General features: G+C 38.0%; 28 protein-coding genes. 19 read left to right on the top strand and 9 right to left on the bottom strand.

The window, feature by feature from the left end; genetic code table 11:
- Window positions 1–71: 71 nt before the first annotated feature.
- The 4 genes from mreB to QNH29_RS28930 all read left to right on the top strand — a co-directional run bounded on the left by mreB (window position 72) and on the right by QNH29_RS28930 (window position 2,588).
- Complete coding sequence (mreB, locus tag QNH29_RS28945) at window positions 72–1,073, top strand: rod shape-determining protein (RefSeq protein ID WP_283862681.1); 1,002 nt, start codon at window positions 72–74, stop codon at window positions 1,071–1,073.
- 246 nt (window positions 1,074–1,319) lie between these two features.
- Complete coding sequence (locus QNH29_RS28940) at window positions 1,320–1,634, top strand: DNA-directed RNA polymerase subunit beta (RefSeq protein ID WP_283862680.1); 315 nt, start codon at window positions 1,320–1,322, stop codon at window positions 1,632–1,634.
- 84 nt (window positions 1,635–1,718) lie between these two features.
- On the top strand, window positions 1,719–2,144 hold the full coding sequence (gene fabZ / locus QNH29_RS28935) for a 3-hydroxyacyl-ACP dehydratase FabZ (RefSeq protein ID WP_283862679.1): 426 nt from the start codon (window positions 1,719–1,721) through the stop codon (window positions 2,142–2,144).
- 111 nt (window positions 2,145–2,255) lie between these two features.
- Window positions 2,256–2,588, top strand: coding sequence for a hypothetical protein (locus tag QNH29_RS28930; protein ID WP_283862678.1), 333 nt, complete (start codon window positions 2,256–2,258; stop codon window positions 2,586–2,588).
- 36 nt (window positions 2,589–2,624) lie between these two features.
- On the opposite strand, the gene QNH29_RS28925 is transcribed toward QNH29_RS28930, so the two are convergent.
- Window positions 2,625–3,056, bottom strand: coding sequence for a YwpF family protein (locus QNH29_RS28925; protein WP_283862677.1), 432 nt, complete (start codon window positions 3,054–3,056; stop codon window positions 2,625–2,627).
- A 261-nt stretch (window positions 3,057–3,317) separates the two neighbouring features.
- Here QNH29_RS28925 and ssb point away from each other — a divergent pair, with 261 nt between their 5' ends.
- Together ssb and QNH29_RS28915 are read left to right on the top strand one after the other, a co-directional pair.
- A complete protein-coding gene (gene ssb / locus QNH29_RS28920; RefSeq protein ID WP_283862676.1) occupies window positions 3,318–3,707 on the top strand; it encodes a single-stranded DNA-binding protein in 390 nt (129 codons plus the stop codon).
- Window positions 3,704–3,979 (top strand): hypothetical protein, encoded by a 276-nt coding sequence (locus tag QNH29_RS28915; protein ID WP_283862675.1) that lies wholly within the window; start codon window positions 3,704–3,706, stop codon window positions 3,977–3,979. Before ssb ends, QNH29_RS28915 begins: the two co-directional genes overlap by 4 nt.
- A gap of 387 nt (window positions 3,980–4,366) precedes the next feature.
- Here the strand turns inward: QNH29_RS28915 and fabF are convergent, their stop codons facing one another.
- The gene (fabF, locus tag QNH29_RS28910) at window positions 4,367–5,602 is read right to left on the bottom strand and encodes a beta-ketoacyl-ACP synthase II (protein ID WP_283862674.1); all 1,236 of its coding nucleotides are present in this window, start codon (window positions 5,600–5,602) and stop codon (window positions 4,367–4,369) included.
- Window positions 5,603–5,723: 121 nt separating this feature from the next.
- On the opposite strand from fabF, the gene QNH29_RS28905 reads away from it, so the two are divergent.
- Window positions 5,724–6,569, top strand: coding sequence for a helix-turn-helix transcriptional regulator (locus QNH29_RS28905; protein ID WP_283862673.1), 846 nt, complete (start codon window positions 5,724–5,726; stop codon window positions 6,567–6,569).
- 138 nt (window positions 6,570–6,707) lie between these two features.
- Here the strand turns inward: QNH29_RS28905 and QNH29_RS28900 are convergent, their stop codons facing one another.
- Complete coding sequence (locus QNH29_RS28900; protein ID WP_283862672.1) at window positions 6,708–7,307, bottom strand: TetR/AcrR family transcriptional regulator; 600 nt, start codon at window positions 7,305–7,307, stop codon at window positions 6,708–6,710.
- A 160-nt stretch (window positions 7,308–7,467) separates the two neighbouring features.
- Between QNH29_RS28900 and QNH29_RS28895 the strand changes: the two genes are divergently transcribed.
- The 7 genes from QNH29_RS28895 to QNH29_RS28870 all read left to right on the top strand — a co-directional run bounded on the left by QNH29_RS28895 (window position 7,468) and on the right by QNH29_RS28870 (window position 14,670).
- Entirely contained in the window at window positions 7,468–8,094 is a 627-nt protein-coding gene (locus QNH29_RS28895; RefSeq protein WP_283862671.1) for an FMN-dependent NADH-azoreductase, read from the top strand.
- A 460-nt stretch (window positions 8,095–8,554) separates the two neighbouring features.
- The gene (locus QNH29_RS28890; RefSeq protein WP_283862670.1) at window positions 8,555–9,412 is read left to right on the top strand and encodes an oxidoreductase; all 858 of its coding nucleotides are present in this window, start codon (window positions 8,555–8,557) and stop codon (window positions 9,410–9,412) included.
- A gap of 48 nt (window positions 9,413–9,460) precedes the next feature.
- Window positions 9,461–9,631 (top strand): Spo0E family sporulation regulatory protein-aspartic acid phosphatase, encoded by a 171-nt coding sequence (locus tag QNH29_RS30525; RefSeq protein WP_481858766.1) that lies wholly within the window; start codon window positions 9,461–9,463, stop codon window positions 9,629–9,631.
- A 430-nt stretch (window positions 9,632–10,061) separates the two neighbouring features.
- On the top strand, window positions 10,062–11,561 hold the full coding sequence (locus QNH29_RS28885; RefSeq protein WP_283862669.1) for a spore germination protein: 1,500 nt from the start codon (window positions 10,062–10,064) through the stop codon (window positions 11,559–11,561).
- Entirely contained in the window at window positions 11,542–12,636 is a 1,095-nt protein-coding gene (locus QNH29_RS28880; RefSeq protein WP_283862668.1) for a Ger(x)C family spore germination protein, read from the top strand. The genes QNH29_RS28885 and QNH29_RS28880 overlap by 20 nt, the downstream gene beginning before the upstream one ends.
- A complete protein-coding gene (locus tag QNH29_RS28875) occupies window positions 12,636–13,745 on the top strand; it encodes a GerAB/ArcD/ProY family transporter (protein ID WP_283862667.1) in 1,110 nt (369 codons plus the stop codon). Before QNH29_RS28880 ends, QNH29_RS28875 begins: the two co-directional genes overlap by 1 nt.
- Before the next feature lie 22 nt (window positions 13,746–13,767).
- Entirely contained in the window at window positions 13,768–14,670 is a 903-nt protein-coding gene (locus tag QNH29_RS28870; RefSeq protein WP_283862666.1) for a helix-turn-helix domain-containing protein, read from the top strand.
- A 143-nt stretch (window positions 14,671–14,813) separates the two neighbouring features.
- Here the strand turns inward: QNH29_RS28870 and QNH29_RS28865 are convergent, their stop codons facing one another.
- A complete protein-coding gene (locus QNH29_RS28865; protein ID WP_283862665.1) occupies window positions 14,814–15,566 on the bottom strand; it encodes an SDR family NAD(P)-dependent oxidoreductase in 753 nt (250 codons plus the stop codon).
- 276 nt (window positions 15,567–15,842) lie between these two features.
- On the opposite strand from QNH29_RS28865, the gene QNH29_RS28860 reads away from it, so the two are divergent.
- Window positions 15,843–16,406 carry a TetR/AcrR family transcriptional regulator gene (locus QNH29_RS28860; protein ID WP_283862664.1) on the top strand — a complete coding sequence of 188 codons (564 nt, stop codon included), beginning with the start codon at window positions 15,843–15,845 and terminating at the stop codon, window positions 16,404–16,406.
- A 301-nt stretch (window positions 16,407–16,707) separates the two neighbouring features.
- On the opposite strand, the gene QNH29_RS28855 is transcribed toward QNH29_RS28860, so the two are convergent.
- Window positions 16,708–16,854 carry a hypothetical protein gene (locus QNH29_RS28855; RefSeq protein ID WP_283862663.1) on the bottom strand — a complete coding sequence of 49 codons (147 nt, stop codon included), beginning with the start codon at window positions 16,852–16,854 and terminating at the stop codon, window positions 16,708–16,710.
- 216 nt (window positions 16,855–17,070) lie between these two features.
- On the opposite strand from QNH29_RS28855, the gene QNH29_RS28850 reads away from it, so the two are divergent.
- Together QNH29_RS28850 and QNH29_RS28845 are read left to right on the top strand one after the other, a co-directional pair.
- Window positions 17,071–17,457: a hypothetical protein gene (locus QNH29_RS28850; RefSeq protein ID WP_283862662.1), complete on the top strand. Its 387-nt coding sequence runs from the start codon at window positions 17,071–17,073 to the stop codon at window positions 17,455–17,457.
- Between the two features lie 438 nt (window positions 17,458–17,895).
- Complete coding sequence (locus QNH29_RS28845; RefSeq protein ID WP_283862661.1) at window positions 17,896–18,966, top strand: 3D domain-containing protein; 1,071 nt, start codon at window positions 17,896–17,898, stop codon at window positions 18,964–18,966.
- A 309-nt stretch (window positions 18,967–19,275) separates the two neighbouring features.
- Here the strand turns inward: QNH29_RS28845 and QNH29_RS28840 are convergent, their stop codons facing one another.
- From QNH29_RS28840 to QNH29_RS28830, 3 genes are all read right to left on the bottom strand, one after another.
- Window positions 19,276–22,167, bottom strand: a complete 2,892-nt coding sequence (locus tag QNH29_RS28840) for a DEAD/DEAH box helicase (protein ID WP_283862660.1) — start codon at window positions 22,165–22,167, stop codon at window positions 19,276–19,278.
- A 294-nt stretch (window positions 22,168–22,461) separates the two neighbouring features.
- Entirely contained in the window at window positions 22,462–24,093 is a 1,632-nt protein-coding gene (locus QNH29_RS28835) for an SWIM zinc finger family protein (protein ID WP_283862659.1), read from the bottom strand.
- A 185-nt stretch (window positions 24,094–24,278) separates the two neighbouring features.
- Entirely contained in the window at window positions 24,279–24,422 is a 144-nt protein-coding gene (locus tag QNH29_RS28830; protein ID WP_283862658.1) for a hypothetical protein, read from the bottom strand.
- Window positions 24,423–24,626: 204 nt separating this feature from the next.
- Here QNH29_RS28830 and QNH29_RS28825 point away from each other — a divergent pair, with 204 nt between their 5' ends.
- The gene (locus tag QNH29_RS28825) at window positions 24,627–25,169 is read left to right on the top strand and encodes a DUF5683 domain-containing protein (protein WP_283862657.1); all 543 of its coding nucleotides are present in this window, start codon (window positions 24,627–24,629) and stop codon (window positions 25,167–25,169) included.
- Window positions 25,170–25,474: 305 nt separating this feature from the next.
- Here the strand turns inward: QNH29_RS28825 and QNH29_RS28820 are convergent, their stop codons facing one another.
- Window positions 25,475–25,603: a hypothetical protein gene (locus tag QNH29_RS28820; RefSeq protein WP_283862656.1), complete on the bottom strand. Its 129-nt coding sequence runs from the start codon at window positions 25,601–25,603 to the stop codon at window positions 25,475–25,477.
- Between the two features lie 191 nt (window positions 25,604–25,794).
- On the opposite strand from QNH29_RS28820, the gene QNH29_RS28815 reads away from it, so the two are divergent.
- Window positions 25,795–26,361, top strand: coding sequence for a TetR/AcrR family transcriptional regulator (locus tag QNH29_RS28815; RefSeq protein ID WP_283865778.1), 567 nt, complete (start codon window positions 25,795–25,797; stop codon window positions 26,359–26,361).
- The last annotated feature ends 85 nt before the right edge of the window (window positions 26,362–26,446 follow it).

Here is a 26,446-nt window from a genome sequence, read left to right as displayed (position 1 = left end):
GAATTTTTATGGAATATGATACAATTAGCAATTAGGAAAGTATGACCGTTTCAAGGAGGAAAGAAAAGAGAATGTTTGCTAGGGATATTGGGATTGATTTGGGAACGGCTAACGTGTTAATCCACGTAAAAGGCCGCGGAATTGTATTGAATGAGCCATCTGTCGTAGCAATAGATAAAAATACGAATCGTGTTCTTGCTGTTGGTGAGGAAGCTCGCCGAATGGTAGGACGTACACCTGGTAATATCGTCGCGATCCGCCCATTAAAAGATGGGGTAATCGCTGACTTTGATGTAACAGAAGCAATGTTAAAACATTTTATTAATAAGTTGAACGTAAAGGGCTTTTTATCCAAACCTCGTATTCTGATTTGCTGTCCAACGAATATTACAAGCGTTGAGCAAAAAGCGATCCGAGAAGCAGCGGAAAAGAGCGGCGGAAAGAAAATTTACTTGGAAGAAGAGCCGAAAGTGGCAGCAATTGGTGCAGGGATGGATATATTCCAGCCAAGCGGTAACATGGTTGTCGACATCGGCGGTGGAACAACAGACGTAGCGGTCCTTTCAATGGGCGATATTGTTACCTCTTCATCCATAAAAATGGCCGGCGACAAGTTCGACATGGAAATCCTCAATCACATTAAGCGTGAGTACAAGCTATTGATTGGTGAACGCACAGCCGAAAATATTAAAATCAACATTGGTACCGTATTCCCAGGATCACGCTCGGAAGAAATGGAAATCCGCGGACGTGATATGGTCAGCGGCCTGCCGCGTACGATTACGGTTCGTTCAGAAGAAATCGAAGGAGCTTTACGCGAGTCTGTGGCAGTTATCGTTCAGGCTGCAAAAAGTGTTCTAGAGCGCACACCGCCAGAACTTTCTGCTGATATCATCGACCGCGGGGTTATTTTAACAGGCGGAGGAGCCTTGCTGCACGGAATCGACACATTACTTGCAGACGAGCTCAAGGTACCAGTCTTAGTGGCTGAAAACCCAATGGACTGCGTAGCGGTCGGAACAGGAATTATGCTCGACAACATTGACCGCATTGCGAAGCGTAAAATTATTTAATAAGGTAGGACATCTTACCAATTAAAAGTCTAATGACATAAATCATTGGGCTTTTTTGATTATCAATCATAACTTTTCGCCACTTTTTGCCATGGAAATACTTTTTTCTGCAAAAAACTACTGTATATTCCCTAATTATTTTTTATAATAGAGTATAATATTAAGTAAAACGAAATAACAGCAGAAGAATGGGCAAACTATCTATCCGATACTATAGATGGATTTCGGTTAAAGGGGAATAAAGAGATGTCAGTAAATCATCTAAACCAGGTGAAATCGAGGGAAGAGTATAAAAAGACACAAGCCGAGGTGCAGAAGGGTCCTGTGGCAGAAAAGGAACCTAAAGGCCAAAAAGCTCAAAAGACAGAAATGGCAAATAAACGGATTCGGATCCGTTTGATTCCCATTTGGCTTCGAATTGTTCTTTTGCTCATTTTTACTGGTGTTTCTTTGGTTGCAGGTGCCGCGGTTGGCTATGGTGTGCTGGGGAATGGAAAGCCGGGAGATGTGTTAAAAGCCTCTACGTGGACACATATAATTGAATTGGTTGAAAAAAAATAAACGAGGAAGGGTATCTTGCCCTTCCTTTTTGTATGCTCATAATAGTATGATATATATATCAGTTCCTATGAGGAGGTACTAAAAATGTTAGATGTACAACAAATAAAAGAAATTATTCCCCATCGTTATCCCTTTTTGCTTGTAGATAAAATCCTAGAAGTGGAAGAAGGAGTAAAGGCAGTCGGGATCAAAAATGTAACGTCAAATGAAGAATTTTTTAATGGCCATTTTCCTGACTATCCGGTAATGCCTGGGGTGTTAATTGTTGAGGCGCTTGCACAGGTTGGAGCAGTTGCGGTATTGAAAAAAGAAGAAAATCGCGGCAAATTGGCTTTTTTTGCTGGAATCGACGGCTGCCGTTTTAAAAGACAGGTAAAACCAGGTGACCAATTGCGGCTTGAGGTAGAAATAATCCGCTTGCGCGGGCCAATTGGAAAAGGAAAAGCAGTGGCGACAGTAGATGGAGAAGTGGCCTGCGAAGCTGAAATCACATTTGCATTAGGAAAATAGTCGGGGATATCTCCGATTATTTTTTTTTGTAATAGTCCTTTCATACTTGGGGAAACTAACATAAGACCGATAAAAGGGTCAATAATTTCCTATGGAAAGGGGCTTTTACGTTTGAAGAAAAAACTGTTTTTATTACTAGCAAGTGTACTTCTATCAGGGTCTTTTTTAGCAGGATGTAATAATAATGATGATGATCAAAATCCTGCACCGCCGGTAAATGATGAAGTGGATACACCACTCGACGACGATAACAATTTAGATGGGAACAACAACAACAATGGTGACAACGATGACAATGATTTAAACAACACCAACACGAATTATCGAAACAACGATATTAACACTGATACCGACAAAGACATGATGAGAGACCGAAATACTCCCGGTGAAGAAATAATCGAAGACGACCGCGACGCTAACGACCGTGACAACAGAGACAGATAATAGTAAAAGGGCAGGCTGGAGCAGCCTGCCCTTTTACTAATCGTGTTTCATTTTTAGCTTTGGTTTGCTTTTCATTTTGTCCCTGAATTCTTCAAGCAGTGCCTGGCCGCCCAACCCCTTTTCAAGCAGGCTGTCGAGCAGAAGTTCAGAGTAATCACTTCTGTTGCGGCGTAATCTGCCTTCAAACAAGACGCTCAAGTGGTTTTCGAATTTTTTAAGTGATGCAATTTTGGTTTGGAAATAGGCGGGATCATTTTCGCGCTTGGTGATCACTACTTGTACAATCACCTCGCGGCTTTGCTCGTGGATTTTTTGGAAGTAGTCGTAAAGGGATAAATCTGTATAGGCTTCAAGCAGCCAGCTGGCGCGTTCATTTTCTTTATTGATAATTAAACCATCTTCTAAAGGAACTTCAACCGAATTTCCATCCTCAACAATTTCTAAAGCGACTAACTTAAAGGTTTTCATCTGCAATACCTCCTATACCATTTCTCGGGTCCCATTTTCTAAAGTATAACATATCAGTACTGGAAACAAATGTCGAAAAATATTTGTCGTATTTTGCAAAATGACCATTTGGTTTCAAAACGTTGCTTCAAAATGGATTTTTCACCTTGGTGAAGAAACCATTTTGGATCAGAAAATACGATTGAAATCTGCGTTTCGCAGTTTTACAACTAGGCCGTAAAGGTCTATGATTAAGCCATCAAAAGGAGAGGAGAAAATGGTATGATCAATCAAGTCACGCTTGTTGGAAGGCTGACACGGGAACCAGAGTTGAGGAAAACCTCTGATGGGCTGTCAGTAACGACGGTAACCTTGGCCGTCAGCCGGCAATTTCGTAACCAGCATGGAGAGATAGAAGCAGACTTTGTTCAGTGTACAATTTGGAAGAAGGCCGCTGAGAATACTGTACAATACTGTCGAAAGGGTTCAGTTGTCGGGGTTACAGGCAGACTTCAAACCCGGCATTATGATAATAGAGAAGGAAAGCGTGTTTATGTAACAGAAGTCGTGGCCGAATCCATCCGTTTCTTGGGAACAAAACCAAACTATGTGGCTGCTGAATCGGCACCTCCAGTTACAGTTAGCATTTCGAAGGAGGAGCTGCCATTTTGAAAAATCGTGATGATGTCGCCGCCAGTTTAGAACAGCTGCTTGAAAGTCTGATAAAAATGGTCGGCCGGGCGAATAAGAAGAATGATAACCTGCAAGGCCAAATCAGTCAGATGAATGAAAACATCGAAGGTCTCCAGAAGAGAATCAGCCAGCTAGAATGGATTATGAAAGGGCAGCTAACTGAAAGAAATATGGGCCCAATCAGGACCTACCCCACCCATCACCATACACATACACCATCCGAAATTCACGACCATATCTCACATTTCTGAAAAACTGCATCTTTGACGTCGTAACCCGGGTTATTATTGGTAAAACTAAAACGGTTCCTTTGTTGAACATTTTCCCCGAATTTAGAGGTTCCTCTTTAAAAGAAAAACTTTTACCCTCAAAATAATCCTCATTTTCCGGCCAAGCTGCGCCGGAAATTTTTTGTTTATTTTTTGTATAATTTTTCTCAGCCAGGGCAAACTAGTACAAAACCCCCTGTGTTTTATTTTTCAAGGCCGCTGATTATGGATCAGCGGCCTATTTTTTTAGATATTTTTATACTTCATGATAGCTTTAATTTGTTTTAAGGACAAGTTATGGGCAGGAAAAGAGTATGAAAATGGAACCGTTTCTAGAGGAGACGGTTAGATTGACGAGGGAAATTTTATTCACTCGTATTTCCTTAAAATAATAGCTGCATTATGACCTCCGAAACCAAATGAGTTAGATAGCCCTGTAGTCAAATTCACTTGGCGAGCAACAGATGGTACATAATCTAGATCACATAATGGATCAGGATATTTCAAGTTAATTGTTGGAGGAATGATCCCTTCCTTTAAACTCATCGCTAGCGCAATTGCTTCTACTCCTCCAGCCGCTCCTAGCATATGACCAAGCATAGATTTATTAGCTGTTACAGGAATTTGATAAGCTTGTTTTCCAAAAAGCTGTTTAATAGCTATCGTTTCTGAAATGTCCCCCACTTTTGTACTTGTTGCATGTGCACTAATTACATCAATTTCTTCAGGTGATATATTGGCATTTTTTAAAGCAGATTTCATTGCTAGATAAGCGCCTCTACCTTCCGGATGTGTAGCTACGATATGGTGTGCATCTGAACTTGCACCATACCCAATGATTTCAGCATAAATCTTTGCGTCTCTGCGTAATGCATGAGATAAAGATTCTAGTATTAGAATTCCAGCTCCTTCTGACATGACAAATCCATCTCGATCTTCATCAAATGGACGACTAGCTTTAGTGGGATCATCGTTTCTTGTTGATAATGCTGTAGCATTACCAAAGCTTGCTATTGATAAATCTGTTATAGCTGCCTCTGTTCCACCCGCAAAAACAACGTCAACATCTCCAGTACGAATTAGTCTAAAGGCTTCTCCAATAGCTGTATTTCCAATTGCGCAAGCAGATACAGGCGACATAGAAGGTCCCATCGCGTTCCATTTGATACTGATTTGTGCAGCAGCAGCATTAGAAATCATGGCAGGTACTAGAGTTGGGCTGACTCTTCTTGGCCCCTTCTGCCTAAGTGTATCAATATTTTCAATTAAGGTTTCAAGTCCTCCTATGCCTGAGCCTACGTATACGCCTAACCTTTCTACATCTATACGATCGAGGTCCAACTTAGAATCTGCCCAAGCCTGTTCAGCTGCAGCCAGAGCAAACTGAGAAAAACGATCTAATTGTCTCGCTTCTTTCTTTCCTAAAACTTCATCTGCATTAAAATCTTTGACGATACCTGCAATTTTTGTCTTATGATTATTAACATCAAATTTGTCAATAGCAGATATACCAGATTCCCCGTTAATTAGATTGTTCCAAAATGTTTGAATGTTGTTTCCTATAGGAGAAACTACTCCCATACCGGTAATTACGACTCTTTCCACTTTTCATTCCTCCAAATCAATAATATACTTATATATTACATCCACATTATGCTATTACAAGTGATTGTTTATCCTAGTATAATTACTACTATGTTAAATTAATTCAATAAGGAGTCAAAAAATGAATGATAAAACTAGGCTTGAAGCTTTGTCGACATTCTTAAAAGCTAAGCGTGCCCAAATTAAGCCAGAGTCGATAGGTTTACCTACCGGAACCCGTAGAAGGACACCGGGGTTAAGAAGGGAAGAGGTTGCACAATTAGCGGGTGTAAGTACCACTTGGTATACATGGCTAGAGCAAGGAAGGGATATAAAAGTTTCTTCAAGCGTACTTGATTGTATTTCTGCAGCTTTGCAATTAAACAATGATGAAACAGACTACTTATATGACCTGACATTAGAATCAAAATCAGAAATTACAAATCCAAAAAAGGTTCAATCAGAGCTTAGCCCCTCACTAAAACGAATATTAGCTGAATTAAGATATTGTCCGACTATCATTACAGATCGGCATTGCCATATTGTGGGTTGGAATCCTGCTGCTGCTCAAGTTTTTTTAGATTTTGAACAAATACCAAATGAACAAAGAAATTTGATACATTTAGTGTTCACTAGAAAAGAATTTAAGGCATTGGCCGTCAATTGGGAACATTTCGCGAAAGGTTTTCTGGCCATTTTCCGTACCTATTACGGACAATACTTAGGTGATGAGTGGTATAACCAATTTATTAACGAAATGAGTCATTCACATTCAGAATTCCGCGATTTATGGCAAGAAAGTCAAGTAAGTAAGGCTCCAGAAATGATAATTGAATTCAGACATGCTAAAGCAGGGAAAATGTTGTTTAATTTAACTTCTCTTCAAGTTCAAGGTGATTTGGATTTACGATGCAGCATCTATACACCTGTAGAGGAAACAGAAAGTAAATTAAAGCGTTTAATGGAGAAGGTTTCTGCTGAAAATTAATAAAGTAAGGTCTATATACAAAATCTTTTGTATGCGTGTAAGAGTTTTTTGTCTTAAATAATATTTTGTTTAATCTTTAATAAATAAATCAGCAGAAAAGGACACTGTCAAAAAAATAGTGTCCTTTTCTTGTTTTTTCTATAATTCATTATTAAAAATAAAAGAACCTACCCCATCCATTATTATTGGTAGCATATTTATTGTAAATTCCTCTGTAGAGATTTTCCTACCCTCTTTATTCCAAGAGTATGTTGCACCGTAGATACTCCAGCTTAGCATTGTTGAAATGGTTTTAATTGACTCTAGTTTGAATAAACCAGGTGTTTGTTCATTAGTATGAACTAAAGAGTTATAGATAAAATTGTGTAATTCTTCAATAATATTATTTTGAATAACCGTTCCCAAGGATTGATATCTATTAGAACAAAGGGTACTAAGGTTTTTATGATAATCGCACATAACGAATAGGATATTAGTAAGAGTCTCTTGATTGAATAGACTATGACAATTGAGTCTTTGTGTAAGATAATTTCTGAAATCATTCGTTATTGTAGAATCTAATAGTTCGTATTTATCGGTAAAATGCGCATAAAAAGTTGCTCGATTAACGGTTGCCCTCGTTGTAATATCTCCTACTGTAATAGAATTGAAGTCTTTCTCCTGTATTAAGCTAGTGAAGGCATCTTCAAGTAGTTTCCTGGTTCGTATAATTCTTGGGTCAAGTTTCTGTATAGTCATTTTTTCACCTCAGTAATAAGACAATTTTTAAATTTTGTTGGATAAACAATATTTTTAGAAATTTGACGATTGTACCTTCTTCCTGCCTATCTTATTATAAACTATGCAACGGGTGTTGCGTAAGTATTAAGGATCAATCAAATTAAGGAGTGAATTTAAAATGGCAAAAGTTTTATTTATAAAAGCAAATTCTCGACCATTAGAGCAATCAGTAAGTGTACAACTCTATCAATCATTCTTAGAGAGTTATATAGAGACTCATCCTGAGGATGAAATAATAGAGCTTGATATCTTTAAAGAGAATTTACCTTATTACGATACAGATAAGATAAATGGGATGTTTAAGTTGAGTAAGGGACTAGAATTAAGCCCTGAAGAAAAAACAGCAACAAACCTAGTCAATAAATACCTGGACCAGTTCCTTTTTGCTGATAAAGTTGTATTCGCTTTTCCTCTTTGGAATTTTACAATACCTGCTCCATTGCATACCTATTTAGATTATATAGGTCAGGTAGGAAAAACTTTCAGCTACACAGCGGAAGGACCTAAAGGATTACTCAGTGAGAAGAAAATAGTTTTATTAAATGCAAGTGGAGGAGTTTATTCAGAAGGACCTGCAAAGTCATTGGAAATGGCTGTGAGTTATCTAAAAGTAATTTTAAACTTCTGGGGGGTAAAAGATATAACAACCGTCATAATAGAAGGGCATAATCAATATCCAGAACAAGCACAGGAGATTATTCATGCTGGTATTGAGAAAGCTGTAAAAGTTGCACAAACATTCTAATAGCAAGGATTATCCTATCGTATTATAGGTATTGAATACGATAGGATGTTGAATATGATAGGGAGCTAACTGAATAGTTAAGCGTCCCTTTTTTATTACCATAATCAGCTCAAAGTAATTTTATATCAGTATTTACGTTGAAATTTAGAGTAATATATCAAAAAGCATTTCAGGGTGAACCAAATAGACAATTATTTTGGCCTAAATAGAAAAGGGAGGATGAAGATTATTTAGTATAGTTACCTTATCAGCTAAAAGATAACCAATTTGCTGAAATCGTACAATGGAGGAGATTAACGATAAATTGATTGCTTATTTCATTAGTCCTTTTTAGGTCTCTTTAAACTCTAATGCATTTAACTTTTTCATTATTTAGATAACTAAGTAATTGCATTGAATTTATATATATTGATAACCTGCTCAACTAGAACAATTCATAAAAACAAGAAAAGAGTGGATAATGATGTCAAAAAAACAAAAAGTTTGGTTCATAACTGGTGCGTCGAGAGGTATTGGATTAGAGATTGTAAAGGCCGTACTTGATTCAGGTGATATTGTAGTTGCTACAGTTAGAAACTCAGTAGAACTTCTATCAGATAAATTAGCGAATCCCAAAAATCTTAGTGTTGTTGTTATGGATGTAACTAATGAACAACAGACTCTTAAAGCAGTAAATGAAACAATAGAAAAATACGGAAAGATCGATATTCTAGTAAACAACGCTGGATACGGACTTCTGGCCGCTGTTGAGGAATCATCCACAGATGAGGCAAGAAAAAACTTTGAGACCAATGTGTTTGGTTTACTTAATGTTACTAGAGCAGTATTGCCATACATGCGTAAAGAAAGGTCCGGTCATGTAATTAACATTTCATCAATTGGCGGATTGAGTGGGTTTATTGGCTGGGGAGTATATGGTGCAACCAAGTTTGCAGTAGAAGGATTGACTGAATCGCTTGCACTAGAGTTGGCTCCACTTGGTATAAAAGCAACCGTTGTAGCACCAGGATTCTTTAGAACAGATTTCTTAGATAACTCTTCCCTAATTCAATCAAGCAACATTATTCCTGATTATGATGAAACAGTTGGTGAAATGAGAAGAATTGCTAATCATATAAATAAAAAACAACCTGGTGATCCAGTGAAGTTAGCCAAAGCAATTGTTTTGTTAGGAAATGCCAAAGAAGCACCCGTACATCTCCCGCTAGGTAGCGATACTCTTCAAATGTTTAAAGAAAAGACAGCAAACTTTGAAAGAGATATTCAAGCCTGGAAGGATGTTATCACTAGTACAGATCATGAGGATATAAATAATTAATCTTTCATTAACAATTTATAGAGAGTCCCCGTAAAAAGGAAAAAAATCATGAATAAATGTCAAAACCTTTTAAGGGAAATTCATATATTAAGATGTCAACTATATACACTATATAAGAGTAATAGGATACTTTCAAACCATTATATTTTATTGAAAAGCCAAGAACTTGACTTGTTAATAATTAAGTATCAAACAGAGTGCAAGATAAAAGAAGCCTAAAAAAATTATTATTCTATATGGGGTTACCAAATACACAGGTTTAATGGCACAGTAGAAGTTGTAATAGGGGGAAGTAATGGCGTTAAACTCGTTTGCCGTGAGCAGCAAAACAAATTGTATCCTTTCCAAGAGGAAAGCTGGGGACAGTTGATGAGGTAGCTAATGCTATTGTATTCCTTGCTACCGAAGATAGTAGTTATATTAAATGGTAGTGAAATTTTAATTGATGGTGGAGTATCACAAATTTAACCCTATATTATTTATTACTACAGACGTTTATATATTAAAGCGAGGAGACATAATTGTTTCCTTGCTTTTTTTATAAGGTAAGGATTAAGTGTTTTAAATATTTTTAATCCGTGTATATCTTAAAATTGTGAAGATAACATTATAATAATGAACTAAGATACTGATAGAAGGGAGTAAGGCAATGGTTTCCCTTAAAAGTACATTACCTGAATTTAAAAATATTAATGATATTATTTCCTACTATACTCAATCCAGTGACTTCTCAAATTTAATTATAAGTAGTGAATTATCTTTATCTATTGCATATTTTAATTCTTTAGTTGATGGAAAAATTATCCACGATAATATCTCCACACCGATTCTGGAAAACCTTGAAGATATAACAAGTTTAGAGGATATAAGAACAATACTTCCTATAAAAGATACAAAAATAAATAATAATACGAAAGAGATTTCGGAGCAAGTATTACAGGGCAGTTCAATAATATTTTTTAAAAATAATGCAGATAAGTGTATTGTTGTAAACTCGTTAACAACTTCTAAAGGTTATCGTGAACAGAATGATGCCGAAAATGAGTCTAGTGTTATCGGCCCTAAAGTTGGTTTTGTAGAAAATATCGATATTAATTTGCGTTTATTAAGAAAAAGTTTGAATACACCTAATCTTAAATTTGAGGAAATGATTGTCGGAACCACTTCAAATACAAAAGTTGTAATTGCATATTTGGATGGGGTCATCAATAAAGAATATCTTTATACAGCTAGACAAAGAATTAAAGAACTTGACTATGATTTAATCTGTGATAGTTCAATGCTAGACCAATTAATTACTGATAATTCGAATACTCCTTTTCCCTTGTTATTGACTACTGAGCGAGTAGATCGTGCAGCCTTTTGCCTAATAAACGGACAACTTACTATACTATGTGATGGTTCTCCTTACGCAATTAATGCTCCAACATCCATTTTCGACTTTTTTGTTTCTCCTGAAGATTATTTATTACCGTGGGTACTTGGAAGCTTTTTTCGAATGATAAGGTTTTTAGGAGTTATGTTCTCAATTACAGCAACTCCCATTTATGTAGCTGTTCTAACTTATCACATTGCTATAATACCAAAGGATATGCTAGGACCTATCATTGATTCGAGAGTAAACGTTCCTTTTCCACCATTAATAGAGGCGCTCTTCTTGGAGATCATTATTGAGTTTCTACGAGAAGCTGGTGCTCGACTTCCAACAAAGGTTGGGCAAACATTGGGAATTGTAGGGGGGATTGTTATTGGACAAGCAGCTGTTGAAGCAGCATTAACCAGTAACATATTACTTATCATTGTTGCTTTGTCTGCATTAGCATCATTTACCACCCCGACTTTTAAAATGTCAAACACTATTCGTTTTTTAAGGTTCCCTTTAATTATTCTAGCATCAATATGGGGAGGATTAGGGTTAGTTGCGGGAGTAATAGTCCTATTCACACATATTATTCGTCTGAAATCATTTGGGATCCCATACCTGGCCCCCCTTTATCCCTTTCGTTATCATGATTTGACTGACGGTTTTGTTAGGTTCCCTTTACCTTACATTAATAAGAGACGAACAATTTTTAGACCACTCATCCTGTCCAGATTCTATGTGAATGGAAGGAGAAAAGACAAGAGGGATGATTTTAATAATGAATAAAAGTAACTTGTGTAGGAGACTTGTAGGGATTTTTATTATTTGTTTATTTATAAGCGGTTGTTCAAGGACAACGATAATAGATGATGTAAAGATCATTCAAAGCCTAGGTTATGATTTAGAAAATAACAAAATAAAAGGTACAGCGTCATATCCTGTTTATGTTGAATCCATGCAGGAATCTCACCCAAGAAAGTTGTTTACATCTGAGTCAAACACGACAACGGGCGTATTCACGTCCTTTTCAAACCAAACTGCACATAGGATTGATATGTCACAATTGGGTTCAGTTTTAGTTAGTAGAAATTTTGCCAAAAAGGGAATTTCGGATTTAATACGCAATTTAAATAGTGATCCCAATATAAGCAGCAATATTACCCTTATTATTTCTAATAAACCTGCAAGTGAACTATTAGAGGAAAGTATGGACTACCCTCCATACTATCTATCTTCAGTATTAGACCAGAGTATGCGTAATGGAAATGTTCCCTTTAGTAATCTTCATACAGTAAGTTATCAATATTTTAGTGAGGGGCAAGATATGTATATCCCTAAAATGGATATAAATGAAAAGGGTTTGATTGTGAGTAATGGAGTAGGGGTTTTTAAAGATGAGAAGCTTACATTATCTCTTAATAATAAAGAGACCCTAATGCTGAAAATCTTAGTTGATGAACTTGGGTTTAACAGTACATATGAGTTTACAACGAGTGATAATAACCCTTTATTAATAAAAATAGTTTCAAACCATAAGAACTCAGATGTACAGATAAATAATGCTGAGGTAACATTCAATTTTAAATTAAAGGTTTACCTTAAAGAACAAGCTTCTAAATTATCTGTTGCAAATATAAATAATAAACTTTCAAAAGAAATTGAAACTAATATAGGGACAGAATTAACAAAGCTATTAGAAAAACTAAAAAACAAAGATGTTGATCCAGTAGGGGTTGGGGAACTATTCAGAGGGGCTCAGAGAGATTGGAAAAGATACGAATTCTATGAACGAGTCTATCCCAATATAAAATTTAATATTAAAGCAAATGTAAATATCGTAAATACAGGAGCAGCCAAATAATGCAAAACGTACAGAAGGAAAATTATGTAGTTTCAAATTTTTTTATATTTTTTATTATTATCTCATCCATAAACGGAACAGGACTTTTGGGGTTTCAGAATATCCTTGCAAAAAATGCAAGACATGATGGATGGATTGTTGTAATGTCAATTGGGATTAGTATCCTCCTTATTTTATGGTTAATATATAAATTATTGCAGGGAGAAAGTAGCGATATAATAGCTGTTCATAATGATATTTTCGGTAAATTTATTGGGAGTGTATTATCAGTTATTATTTCTATTTATTTTTTATCTGTATCAATATTTGTTTTTCGCACCTACTTAGAAATAGTTCGAGTATGGGCTTTCCCATCGGTAAGTATTATAGAGTTAGGTGTCCTTATGTTAATAATTATCTATTATATAGTGTCTGGTGGTTTTAGGGTAGTAACTGGTATTTGTTTCATGTTTGCGCTTATTCCTAGTCTTTTGTTTTTATTTAGTCTGTTTTTCCCGTTGAAATTCGTACATTTGAATAATCTCTCCCCAATATTAAATTTATCCTTTTCTGATTTTATTAGTGGCTTTAAGGAAAGCAGTTCCATTTATTTTGGTTTTGAAACATTACTTATTTATTATCCTTTATTGAAAAACGGTAAGAGTTCTAAAAAGTGGGCAAATTATGCCATTATATATATTATTTTCTTATTTACTATAGTTACCTTAATAAGTTTCACCTATTTCAGTATTGGACAATTAATAAATAGTAAGTGGCCAACATTAGAGATGATAAAGATTATTGAGCTTCCATTTGTTGAAAGATTTGAATTTATATTTGTCTTTAGTTGGTTAGCTGTTATTATCCCTACAATATGTCTACATTTATGGAGTGTCTGCCGAATTTATAAGAGATTGTTTGATATTAAGCCTAGAATCTCACTAGTTATTTCACTTGGGATTGTATTAATGTCTACAGTTGGAATTGATAATTATTTGAAATTAGAGAAGGTTAATAATTATGTTTACGCTTCAGGGTTTTATTTTGTTTATTTTTATATCCCCTTGATCTTTGTGGTTAACATAGTTAGGAATATGATTAGAAAAAAGCTTAGAAATACAAAGAAATAACTTGGAAAAGGAGGTTAGAATCTTGCTAAACGTTATAAGTGAGCTAATTAAAGTACCAGAAGGAATGTCGCATGAACCTTCTAGTCAAATTATAAAAATGAATGGTATGACTGTTATTGAATCATGCTTACCTACAAAAAAAACGGAGGGGAGAATGTTTTTAGAGGATCATATGCTATTGTTTGTCCTTAAAGGTAGGTATTTATTAAAGTTTGGTAACCAGGGCTACTTAGTGAAGGAAAGAGAAATGCTCTTAATTCATAAATCCATTGTAGTTAGTTACGAGAAATTTGGTGATGGAAATTCAGGTGATTTGCTTGATTACATGATGTTTTTTTTAAAAGATGAATTACTAAATGAGTTTATAAAAATGACTAAATTGCAATCCTCATTCCCATCCAGAGTTATTCCAGTATCAGTTTATCCTATGAATGAGCGTTTAATAGGATATATTGAATCATTAAAGCCTATATTAAAAGATTCAAATAAAATTAAAGAAGGATTAGTCAGATTAAAACTGCTTGAGTTACTATATGATGTTGCAGATACAGATGAAAAGTTTCTATACCAATTTCTACATTTAAGACATAACGAAAGGAAAAGTATTAATCAGGTAGTTGAGGAAAACATATTCAATCCTGTATCTATAGATGATTTGGCGTATTTATCTGGAAGAAGCTTATCCACATTCAAAAGAGAGTTTAAAGAAATATACAATTCACCTCCTCTTAAATGGATTCGTAATCGTAGGCTAGATAAAGCAAAGGAACTTTTATCACATTCTCCTTTTTCTATTACAGAAGTATGTTTTTCTACTGGATTTGAAAATGTAGCTCATTTCTCGAGGGTATTTAAAGAGAGATTTGGTGTTTCACCATCCATATATAAGCAGTCATTAAGCAATCTTATGGATGATACACGATGAATTTATTAAACCACAGGGTAGTACTAAGTGACTAAACTACTAGCATGTACGGATAGAAACATAGAAAATACAAAGAAAGAAACAGGAACCCAGTTAAATAGGTAGTCGAGTTTCCTGTTCTTTTAGCTTATTTTATTATATTGTTAGGGTCTTAAACCACCGGAAACGAGTAAGACTTCGCCTGTGAGCCATCGCGCATCCTCCGATGCGAGGAAGGTGGCAACGAGTCCAATATCCTCTGGCTGACCCAGACGACCTAATGGAGTACGATTTACAAGATCATTAATGTAAGGGCTACCAATTAAGCCGTGTTTATGTCCTCCTTCTGTTTCTGTTCCTCCAGGATTAACAGAATTAACACGAATATTACGTGGACCAAGTTCCTTGGAAAGAACTCGAGTGACAGCATCGACTGCGCTCTTTGTCGCGGTATAAACAACTTTTTCTGTTTCAGATATTTGCGTCGCTGTTGAACCAATATTCACAATGCTGCCACCATGATTGCCCAAACGTCGTACAGCTTCCCCAATAACTAGTAATAGCCCTGTTACGTTTACATCGAATTGGAAGCGAATTTTTTCTGTCGTGAGGTCCTCTACTTTACTAAACTCATAGACACCAGCATTGTTTACGATAACATCAACAAGTCCAAAGTTCTTCTCTGCCTCATCAAACATTGCTCTGATTTCATCAGCTCTGGTCACATCCGCATGAATATGAATAGCTTGTCCCCCAGCGTTATTTATATCATTTACTACCTTTTGTGCTTCTACTGGAGAATCCAAGTGGTTAACAATTACCTTTGCTCCTGCCTTGGCCATCGTTTTGGCAATTCCTGCACCAATTCCTTGTGAAGCTCCAGTGATAAGGGCTACTTTTCCTGTTAAATCATTCATCCTAAATTCCTCCAATTTTTATATTGTTTTATTATTTAAGTAGGCAAAATGAGTTTTAGTTAACAAATTAGTTGCTCCCCATTCTTGTTAATATTTATGCTAATATTTGGTGGGTTCAGTTTGTTAACCAATACCTTTTGTCTATACAACGATTGTTGTATAATGTGATTATAAGCTCAGGACATATTACTCACAATCAATACTTTCTATGTTTTATCGTAAATACGACATTATTAAGGAATAGTCTAAAAAACAAGTAGAAATGGGGTATATCTTATGGCTGAGACAAGACTAGATCCCCGTGTTATGCGGACACGAAAATTAATTATGGATTCATTTTTGGAGGTTTCGAAGAAAAAGGAATTTAAAGATATTAAAATTTTAGATATTACAAAGGAAGCAACAGTTAATCGGGCGACATTTTATTATCACTTTATGGATAAGTATGACTTAAGGGAAAAGCTAATAAAAGAAGATTTAATGGTGAATGTCCTTAGCCAAATTGATGAGGAAGATGTACTGAACGAGGCATTGATTATTAAAATATTTTTATCGATGACAAGATATCTAGAAACTTTAGAAACAAAATGTAATAGAAATTTCCAACAATTATCATCCACAATTGAAGCTGTCATGAAAAAAGAGTTACAAGATATATTGTATAAGAGGTTATTAAAACAAAACTACCTCGGAAATGAGGAGTCTTTAAGAATGACAGCTGTCATGTTAAGTTGGGCAGTTTATGGGGCAATGTTAGATTGGCAAGCCAATAGCACACTAACCGCGGAGGACTATATTAAAAAAGTCATGCCCATCACTGAAATGTACCTTGGTGTCTAGGATGAGGTAAAGGCGATACTTTAAAAGCATCGCTTTTACTATACTCAAATTTGTGAAACAATGCACTTAAATTATAGGGGGTGTTTCTACAAGAACCGGAGACGCTCTTTCACTAACGGAGCAGGGTAGTAGGAGATGGGAAATATATTCTTTTTATAGAGACAAAGTAAAGAGAGGCTTTTTGCCTCTCTTTACTTTATCTCTCATGATATATTTTACATCTTTTTTATACTCTAATAATTCAATATAATCGAGCAAATTAAATTATAACGAGCTAGATATGATGTCATTATAAATATTTTTACTTACTCAAACCAGTATCCTTAGACAAACCAGATATATTTTCCCCTTTATTAAGCAATGGTAGAAGAGTATGGTAACCCGGACTTATTAAATCATCATCATTCTCTTCCCAAGTTCCGCTTTTTTTATTAACTCCAAATTTCACACAACATCCTAGGAAAATAAGTAAAATGTGGTGATTTTTGCCCTAAAAGCCTTTATTCCGATTAACTTTTCACTGATATAATGATGATTACACCAGTGCACAATGCACTTTATAAAAGACTTATTATTTAAATCAAGAAAAAAAGGAGTATAAAAATTATTGTCGAATAATAAGTGTTGATGTAAATATTTGTCTCATGGGGGGAAATAAAAATATATGCCAAACTCATTAATCTTTATAGGGGAACGACCGAGTCAGATGGAAATGCATATTAAAGGAAAACCAGATTTTTACGATGCCTTACTTCTCTCAAAAAATCCATCTTCACATTTGTCTTACCATTCTATCCCTCTTCATCAATCAAGTGTTACTATCCACATCCGTGAAAATAAGTCCCAATTTAACTGTTATCGGCAATCCTTGCAGCTGATCGAAGGAGAAAGACCGCTTTCAGAGAAAGACGCCTATGATATTTTTACTAACTTCGCCATTATAGATGATAACAAAGTCGCCTTCATCATGGTCTCAGGTAGGAATCGCATCAGATTAAGAGAAAAAGCACAACCAAGAGATTTGTATGCCTATGAAATAGTGGAAGTCTAATTTTAACTGGACCTGTTGAAATTTATAGCTAATGTAACAAAGAGATGACAAAAAACACACAATAAAGGGGAACGGAGTAATTCCGAGCCCTTTTTTGCTTTCAAAAAGGGATTCATGACGAAACATAAATCAACTGTTTCACAATATAGACAAAAAGACCCCCATTTCCCCCTCCATGCGCGTGCAAAAACCATATAATCCACACCATCCAAGAGCGTAAATATCACCTGTAAACACCTACTGTCCACCCCACGTGGACAAAATGGCCAAAATGTCCACGAGTGGTGACAGGCACCGCACCAATCACCCATATTTTTCATCTGTTCACATTGTTTTCCACTGTTATATGACAATTTGTGATAGAGTTTTAATATTTTTGTAATATAACTGGTACATTGTCATGGTATAAATAGATTAATAGAGAAGGGGGAAAACCGTATGCAACTTGTAAGGCGTATGATTTTCATGTTTCTAACATGCGTAATATTGGTGTCAGGTACCGTTGTGGCACATGCACAATCAAGTAAAGAAGCACTACATAATGTGCAACAAGAGCTTGAACAAAAGGCAAATGAAAAGAACTCTATTAATAATGAAATTGTGAAGCTCAACAAAGAAATGGAAGAATTGCAAACATATATTACACAAAATAGAGAAGCCTTAGCAGAAACTCAGAAGAGAATTGATGCAACACGCCAATTGATTGAACAGAAAAAAGAGGAAATTGTCTTCCTTGAGGATAAAATCCATAACCGCAAAGATGTGATGAAAAGCAGGTTAGTGGCTTTACAAGAGGATGAAAAGCTGAATGTGGCCATCAATGTCATTCTAGAATCAAAAAGTGTGGCAGACCTGATTCAACGCGCGAGCGCTGTAACTACTCTGTTTAATGCAGATAATGATATTATTAAGGATCAAGAAAACGACCTTAAACAAATCGAAGAGAATGTTAAAGTAATTGCTGAGCAAGAGGAACAGCTCGCTGTCGAGCAAGAAAACCTTGCCAAACAACAAGCTGAACTTGATCTTAATTTACAAAAGAGACAAGAATCCTTAACGGTTATGCAACAAAAATATAGTCAAGTGAATCAAGAAATGGCAGGAATTCAAGCACAGCTGGCAGCGGCGCAAGAGAAAGTTCGCCAAGAACAAGCCGCAGCACGGGCAATTGCAGCAGCTAACGCTCCTGCACCAGCAGCAACACCAGCACCTGCTGATACAAAAGGTAAAGAAATGTATGTGACCGCAACCGCTTACAGCTGGCAATCATCAGGAACTACTACTTACATGGGCTACAATATTAAAGAAAATCCAAATATCAAATTAATTGCGGTAGATCCTACTGTTATTCCATTGGGATCTAAAGTATGGGTAGAAGGCTATGGTGTAGCGATTGCTGGTGATACCGGCGGTGCCATCAAAGGTCATAAAATTGATGTAGTAATGCCAGACAATGCGCGTGCATTCGCATGGGGCAGAAAGACTGTGAAAATTGTCATCTTAAATTAGCAAATCATAATAGAGATCTTACATCCTAAATAGATGTGGGATCTCTTTTTTTATACCCGTATTATTAGGGTCTCAAACATAACAAAAACCAGTCCGGAGACTGGTTTGGGTTTACAGATGGGTGACAGGCACCAAATATACATCATTGTATATTTAGACAAATTGTTCCAAATTGGTTTAATGAGCAGTTTCATGAAGCTATTTCATATGCTGATTCTTACTTTTGGGCCTTATGAACATTCCATGAGGCCCATTTTCTTTGCCGATTCCTTTTTCGGGCTTTATGAACGTTTCATGAGGGCCAAGCACTTATCCCAAATACACCAAGTCTTTGAGTTCGTCTGTGGAGAGTTCGGTGATCCAGTTTTCGCTTTGGATGATTTGGTCGTTTAGGTGCTGCTTTTTCTCGAGCATGGCGTCGATTTTTTCCTCAAGTGTACCGGTACAGATGAGTTTGTGAACGTGTACGAACCGGGATTGGCCGATACGGTACGCTCTGTCTGTTGCCTGGTTTTCGACTGCTGGATTCCACCAGCGATCGTAGTGGATAACGTGGTTGGCTGCCGTCAAGTTGAGACCTGTTCCTCCTGCTTTCAAGGAAAGCAAGAACACGGGGAACTCCTGATTTTGGAACCGCTCAATCATGGCATCACGCTGCGTTTTTGGTACACTTCCGTTTAGGAACGGCACCTCAACCCCAAACTTCTTCTTAATTGTCGAACGAATCATTTCACCCATTTCGATATATTGCGTGAAAATGAGACAGCTTTCGCCAGAGTCTAAAACAGCGTCAACCAGGTCGACAAGCTTCTCCAATTTATTGGAACGCTCTAGAAGCAGCCTATCAGCGGATCTTTCTTTCAGATAAAGAGCAGGGTGATTGCAAAGCTGTTTCAGCCTGCTAAGCATCTGTAGTATCAATCCCTTGCGCTCGAAACCTGACAGCTTTTCAATCTCAGCAAACGTATCTCGGACCAGCTGCTCATACAACGAAGCCTGCTCCGTTGTAAGCGGACAATACTCTTTTTGCTCCTGTTTGTCAGGAAGATTGAGTGCCACTTCTTCATCCTTTTTTGTCCTTCTCATCAGGAATGGACGGATTAAAGATTGCAGTTCATTGACCTTTTCCTTTTTCTCATCCTTCTCGATTGGAATCACGAATTTCTTCTGGAATTGCCCCAAACTGCCAAGATAGCCATGATTGGTAAAATCAAAAATTGACCACAACTCGGATAAACGATTTTCCATCGGAGTACCAGTCAAGGCGATGTGATGGCCGCCGCGGAGTCTTCGTACTGCCCGCGACTGCTTCGTCCCTGCATTTTTAATATTTTGTGCCTCATCAATGGAAATCGAACTCCATAGGATGGACTCAAACTCCTCAGAGTCCATATGGCTTAATCCATACGAAGTCAGCACCACATCGGCATCTTTGATTTTTTCCTTAAAAGCCTCTTCTTTCAAGCGGTTCGAACCATAATGCAAATATACATTCATCTCAGGGGAAAAGCGCTCAAGCTCCTTCTGCCAGTTACCAAGAACGGAAGTTGGGCAGATAATTAAAGCAGTTTTAACTGGGATTTTTTCAGTTGTGCTGCCTTTAGAATCTTTTCCATCCTCGGTGCCTGTCACCATTTCATGTGTTTCTTCTTTTACTTTCAATAGATACGAGATTAATTGCACGGTTTTCCCAAGTCCCATGTCGTCGGCCAGAACGGCGCCAAATCCGTATTGACGCAGGAACCAGAGCCAGCTCATACCCAGCTGCTGGTAAGGGCGGAGCTCACCTTGAAGCCCTGCTGGAACTTCTTCCAGCGGTATCTCATGTGCTTCAGATAGCTGCTTAATCATTTTTTTCCATTGGCTGTTTAATTCGATTTGTATCTTTGCGAAGGCTTTTGGATTTTCGAGCTCATCTTCGGTAGGAGCTGTCTCTACCAGTTCCTGCTCAAGCAAATCCCTAACATGCAGGCCTTCCTTCTCAGCGCGCTTCATTAAATCCTGAATTTGTCGAATAAAGCCTGGATCAAGCTTCACCCAACGTCCGCGAATAAACACGAGTCGACGTTTTTCTTCGACAAGCTGACTAAATTCATCCTCGGACAGGTCGACACCATTCATGGAAAAACGCCAGTTGAAATCAAGCATCGCCTGCAGCCCCACAAAAGATGGACGATGGCTGGAGGAACCCTTTAATGACGCCTTCACCTTTAGATTGGCATTCTTCATTGCCTGCCACCAAGAAGGGAGGAGGATCTCCACGTCCAAAGCAACGAGGGTTTCACTCGCCTCAGTCAAAAACATCCATGCTTCTTCCTCAGAGAGTCCTGATTTTAATGTTACTCCGTCCTCACTCAGCCACGGAATTAACCTAGCCCAGCGCTCTTGCTCACGGTCAACCCTTTCCAAAAACGGCTTCCACCGAGCAGGAATCTTTGCCTCCAAGTCATAAACATCATCGACATTTTTTTTACCGCGCAAAAAGACACCCAGGTTCCAAGGTCCTTCTCCATCCAGTGGTTCCTCTAACCTTAATCCAATTGTGAAAGGGGTGTCGCTCTCCTTGATTCCGACCCATTCAAGCCAGGAATCTTCATCAAAATAGCGTGCCAGTTCGGCACCCGAAATTCCTTGTTTCCTCAGCAACGCAAGCTTCGGTCCAAATAACTCCTTCATAGAAGCATTTCGCGTTAAATACGAATCCAAGGCATGGTCGTATAAATCAGAGATAAATTTCTGTACCGTTTCAGACGTTTCATCCTGAGGGTCCACTTCCTGGTCCCAAAAAGAAGGGTCGAACTCATCTTCTACCCGGACAGGAAGCTTCCAGCGGAATTCACCCTGCTCCCAAACGGAAAAGTCGGGCAGCCAGTCTTTCTCAAGGATCCCCTCATGGAGAGAGTGGGCGGCAGCTAAACAGATTTCAGATTGTTCACTCCAATCCCAGTGGATAAACCGGTTGAAAGACTCCTTTGCAAAAAGAGAAACCAGGTGCCAGCCGGTCACGACCACACCCTCGATGCCATCAACTGACTCCGTTTCCAAAAGCGTGCCAAAAAAGCTCTCATCATGGCGGCTGAACAGCACATTCTTCCACTCAGAAGGCGGTAATCCATACCCGTGCTCATCCTCAGCAGCAAGGAGATAACGGGCATTATCCAATTTAATTGTCAGAAGCTTAATAAATCTAGTTTTCAGCATCGTAAGTTTACTCCTTTTACTAGGGTGGGGCTGTTATTTTTGGGGTGTTTGATTTCCAAATAATGTCTAAAAGTACAAAGCCCCTAAAAAATGTACAAAAGTATCCGAAAAATATCCAAAAGGCCAGAGAAAATGTACAAAACACCGCAAAAAATGTACAAAACCTTATAAGAGCCCGACAACATATCACAACTGTCCGCCTGAGGTGGACACTGTCCACGAGCGGTGCCTGTCACCACAGAAAGACACTATCCACGACCGGTGACAGGCACCGCCACACCCGCCACCAACCCGCTATTCCTCAATAAGTTTGCTCCGTTTGCATTCTTCGTGGAAGGCGCGGAGTCTTTTGGTTTTTTCCATTAGGTTGTCGAGGTAGTAGTGCCAGTCGTCGAGGCGTTTGATTTTTTTGTATAGGGTTCGCAGCTTTTTTAGGTGCCGGACGGCTGCTTTGTAGCTGGAACGGTTTTTTTGATTGATTTCGTTCAGGGCGGATTGGTGCAGCATGCCGAGCAGCACTTCCGGTTTTTCCTTTTCAATCACCTTAACCCGCTCTCGTGGCAGATCGTGAAAATTCCAGCCCATAAACGCCTGTAGGTCACCCCATTTATCGTACTGCTTCCGTTCAAACAGTGAATGCTCATATTCCGTATAGCTGTATGGCAAAGTCGAGAGCATCGCACGCTCATATAATTCAACTTTCCCGTTCTCCGAAACGTAAGGAGAAATTGCCTTAAGTGCAGAGCGGGTAAAAGACGCACAGGAATGATAGGTTCTCAGAAAATCTAAATAGCCTTTAAGCTTAGAAATAAACAGCTCATTTAGCGGTCCCACCCGTTTCCAAGCTTTTTGCTGTGACAATAGTTCAATCCAATGAAGCATATAGGGAGTGATCACTTTATCATCCATTTTATTAATCAAGTCTAACGCCAGTTCATCCTTTTGCTGCAAAATACTGATATGAATCCCAGCAACTAACAGCGGATTAGGATTCTCCCAATCCTTCAAAGACTTCATCCGGTCGTTAATCAGTATGATTTCCTGGTCACGCCATTCCTTTTTCTTAAAAAGGTTGGTCCAGAGTAGCCGATAGAGATAAATGCGTTCCTGCTCCAGTTCGCTCGCAACAGTCAACAACTCAAACACTTCGTCCTTTAATTTTAAAATAAAGGCGTCAAAATCAAACGGCAGCGATTGAACACCAATTTTCAAAACAAGCTCATCGGCGTCCTCAATTAAATTATGGAACACAGAGAGGTAGGCGCGTCTTACAACATCCTCCGCAAATCCTGATTGCACGGTTAACGCCGCAAGCTTCTTAAAGGAAACGACAATCCCGACCATTTCATAAAGCAAGCGCCATTCCTGTTCCACGGGAGCACTCGCTTTAATCCGCCGCTCATAAATATTGAACAGCTCCGCAATAATAAAAGGGCTAGAATATTTCTTGGAATTGAGAATCGTGTCGAAGCTGACTTCGAAGGACTCTACCCAGCGATCGTAATCAGGCTTCATCACACCATTTGCCTTGATCAAATCCTTAGCCTTTTGAAGCCCCCAGCTCGCAATGTCACTCTTCTCTTTCATTGGTTCCCGCCATTCCGCAACCCAATCCGCAACACTGCCGACCCGGGAATAAGCAGCAAAAAATACAGCCATCTGATGGCGGCACAGGCCCTCGTGAGGACAAGTACAGCTGTTTAACGACAAATGTGAAAAATTCAGTTTCACATGGCACGGCGCCACGTCCTGTACCATCGCTGTAATTTGAGCATTCCATATTTGTAATTGCTTAACCATCCCTTGCCGGTACAGCATTAAGCCCTTTTGAACAAGCTTCACATCATCGGCCGCATGCGGATGGAGCAAATCTTTAATTTCTTCTGCCAGAAGTTCAATCCGTTCATTAGCAGTCGTTGCCTCCAAAGCCACGACCCCCTTTTTTAGAAAAATCCATATTCCTATATTATACCCAAAAATGGAACGTTAGAGGAAATAAAAGAGGATTTCTATTTAAGACCCCTATTTTTTAAAAAAAGATCCTAGTGTATGTGCCAAAACTTGATTCGCCCGTAAACAAAAAAAGTCCAGGCATTTAGCGGTGCCTGGGCTTAGGTATTTTCAACTTCAGTGGTGCAAGCTGGATTCTGCTCCAGTTGAATGGAGACATATTCGAACAAGTGAGTTAAATAGTTACTTAGCTCAAAGCCTTCCTCATTAGCAAACTGTGATAATAGTAATTTAGATTCGTTCATAATTTCGTTCCCCCTTAAGATTACTTTCTACCATTATTTTTACCAATCTATCATTCTCTTATACATAAAAAATAAATTTAGTTCTAACTGCCTGGTTGGTCATTATTCCGATATAACTATATTCCCAAATTTTATGAAACTTTTTGAAACACTCCCAAAACTAAAGGTTTAAAAGATAATATATGAGTAAGGGAGGATGGCACAATGAGGCAGAGAACTGAGTATAAATCCCCATATGCAGCAGCGGTATGGTCAATGGTTTTGCCGGGTTTTGGGCAGTTTTATAATAAGGATTATATTATCGGCTTTGCATTGATCGGCTTTGAGTTCCTCATCAATTTATACTCCAACTTAAATCTGGCACTTGTCCATTCTTTTACTGGAGATTTCGCTCAGGCCCACAGTGTGATAGACTACCGCTGGGCGATGTTTTACCCATCACTTTATGCCTTTTCAATTTGGCAGGCGTTTAATGCAGCCAAGGCCCATAATGGCCGAACATTGAATAGTGAGTCGAAAAAAAGGACCTACTATACTGGTTTCTTTATTGGTTTAGTGATGGGCATGGATTGCGGGCTGTTTTGGCATGAATTTGCGTTTTTGAATCAAGTTAAATTCTTTAGCATTTTGGATATGCCTGTTTTTAGTGGACTCTTTTTTGGACTAGTACTTGGATTCATAGGAAACTTTCTTGAAAAAACAATATACCGTCAAAAAAGGGCAGCCAAAATGCATATGGCCGAGTAATTAATCATTACATGATTCATCATGGACAGGATCTAGTTCCCCGAACAATCACGTTCGATAGTACGCAGTCTCTGGTTCAATCTTTGAAACCGTGTTGGAGCTGCTCAAGCTCAATTGCACGTTGTTGCTGTCACGCTCAAATCGATCCACACGTACTCAAGTTGTTCTGGCTGCAGTATGCTGAAATCACCATCATCTATCGTAATCCCATCATTCTCACCATTACAAGGTATGTCCAAATTAGAAAAGTGGTCACGGCAGGCGCGTAAAAACCAGCCCCAGCAGCGCTAGGACTGGACTATTTTCTATAAGCTTTCTATATTTTGAGTAACTTCAGGTTCCTGTGTTTCTCCGTCAGTAGCAAACCGTTCCAACCCCCCTGTAGCACAAAACAAAACAAGCGCAATAAACAAAGCAATTAACAGCCTTTTCATCGAAGTGATCCCCCAGTTATTTCCTTTTATCTCTACTCAATTAGACGTCAGTAAATCGTATTTGGTTCCATAAAAGCGTTTGACAAAATCTGCACGTGTTGCATTTCTAAAATTGATATGATATATTACTTTTCGTACAAATGACCAAATTGGTATTTTAGTCAGTTTTGGAGGTGAAGAGTTTGGCAGTGATTGATCGAAAGAAATTGATACTCGAGGCAGCAGCGAAGTCTTTTTCTTTGTATGGGTACAAGGCAACGACGATGGATCAGGTTGCGAAGTTAGCCAATGTGGGGAAAGGAACAATCTACACCTTTTTTAAAACGAAAGAAGAGTTATTCGATGAAATTATCAATTCGCTAATTGCTGACATCCGGTTCGAAGTGGAGAGTGCTCTGAATGAATCGGCATCTATCCTTGAAAATGTGAACAATGTGTTAGCCCGGATTCATGAGTTTCGGGAATCGCATCAATTGACTATAAAACTGATTCAAGAAGAACGGGATATGGGGACGCAAACGGTGGTAGACGCGATGCAGCGAGTGGAGCAATCGATCATTCAATATATAAAGGCGATTATCCAAAAAGCAATTGATAAGGGTGAAATTAAAGCCTGCGACACTGAGATTACAGCCTTTGTGATGTTGAAGATGTACTTCTCTTTGGTGAATGAATGGCAAAGAAACCATCCGCCTTTAAAAAAAGAAGAAATCGCTAAGCTCTTTGAACTTTACTTACTAAAAGGCTTGTTAACATGAGTCTTTTATTTTGCAACAAATTGACCATTTGAACAAAACGGTCATTATTTTTCAAACAAAAATGACTAAATGAATAAAATAGTCA

The organism is Neobacillus sp. DY30, from assembly GCF_030123065.1.
In the GTDB taxonomy this organism is placed as follows: Bacteria; Bacillota; Bacilli; order Bacillales; family Cytobacillaceae; genus Neobacillus.
The sequence above is the reverse complement of the archived record's forward strand: the minus strand, read 5'-3'. Positions and strand labels throughout refer to the sequence as shown.

Coding starts and splice junctions, on each gene's coding strand:
- mreB (WP_283862681.1), top strand. CDS start 72: ATGTTTGCTAGGGATATTGGGATTGATTTGGGAACGGCTAACGTGTTA.
- QNH29_RS28940 (WP_283862680.1), top strand. CDS start 1,320: ATGTCAGTAAATCATCTAAACCAGGTGAAATCGAGGGAAGAGTATAAA.
- fabZ (WP_283862679.1), top strand. CDS start 1,719: ATGTTAGATGTACAACAAATAAAAGAAATTATTCCCCATCGTTATCCC.
- QNH29_RS28925 (WP_283862677.1), bottom strand. CDS start 3,056: ATGAAAACCTTTAAGTTAGTCGCTTTAGAAATTGTTGAGGATGGAAAT.
- ssb (WP_283862676.1), top strand. CDS start 3,318: ATGATCAATCAAGTCACGCTTGTTGGAAGGCTGACACGGGAACCAGAG.
- QNH29_RS28905 (WP_283862673.1), top strand. CDS start 5,724: ATGAATGATAAAACTAGGCTTGAAGCTTTGTCGACATTCTTAAAAGCT.
- QNH29_RS28900 (WP_283862672.1), bottom strand. CDS start 7,307: ATGACTATACAGAAACTTGACCCAAGAATTATACGAACCAGGAAACTA.
- QNH29_RS28895 (WP_283862671.1), top strand. CDS start 7,468: ATGGCAAAAGTTTTATTTATAAAAGCAAATTCTCGACCATTAGAGCAA.
- QNH29_RS28890 (WP_283862670.1), top strand. CDS start 8,555: ATGATGTCAAAAAAACAAAAAGTTTGGTTCATAACTGGTGCGTCGAGA.
- QNH29_RS30525 (WP_481858766.1), top strand. CDS start 9,461: ATGAATAAATGTCAAAACCTTTTAAGGGAAATTCATATATTAAGATGT.
- QNH29_RS28885 (WP_283862669.1), top strand. CDS start 10,062: ATGGTTTCCCTTAAAAGTACATTACCTGAATTTAAAAATATTAATGAT.
- QNH29_RS28880 (WP_283862668.1), top strand. CDS start 11,542: ATGATTTTAATAATGAATAAAAGTAACTTGTGTAGGAGACTTGTAGGG.
- QNH29_RS28875 (WP_283862667.1), top strand. CDS start 12,636: ATGCAAAACGTACAGAAGGAAAATTATGTAGTTTCAAATTTTTTTATA.
- QNH29_RS28865 (WP_283862665.1), bottom strand. CDS start 15,566: ATGAATGATTTAACAGGAAAAGTAGCCCTTATCACTGGAGCTTCACAA.
- QNH29_RS28860 (WP_283862664.1), top strand. CDS start 15,843: ATGGCTGAGACAAGACTAGATCCCCGTGTTATGCGGACACGAAAATTA.
- QNH29_RS28850 (WP_283862662.1), top strand. CDS start 17,071: ATGCCAAACTCATTAATCTTTATAGGGGAACGACCGAGTCAGATGGAA.
- QNH29_RS28845 (WP_283862661.1), top strand. CDS start 17,896: ATGCAACTTGTAAGGCGTATGATTTTCATGTTTCTAACATGCGTAATA.
- QNH29_RS28840 (WP_283862660.1), bottom strand. CDS start 22,167: ATGCTGAAAACTAGATTTATTAAGCTTCTGACAATTAAATTGGATAAT.
- QNH29_RS28830 (WP_283862658.1), bottom strand. CDS start 24,422: ATGAACGAATCTAAATTACTATTATCACAGTTTGCTAATGAGGAAGGC.
- QNH29_RS28825 (WP_283862657.1), top strand. CDS start 24,627: ATGAGGCAGAGAACTGAGTATAAATCCCCATATGCAGCAGCGGTATGG.
- QNH29_RS28820 (WP_283862656.1), bottom strand. CDS start 25,603: ATGAAAAGGCTGTTAATTGCTTTGTTTATTGCGCTTGTTTTGTTTTGT.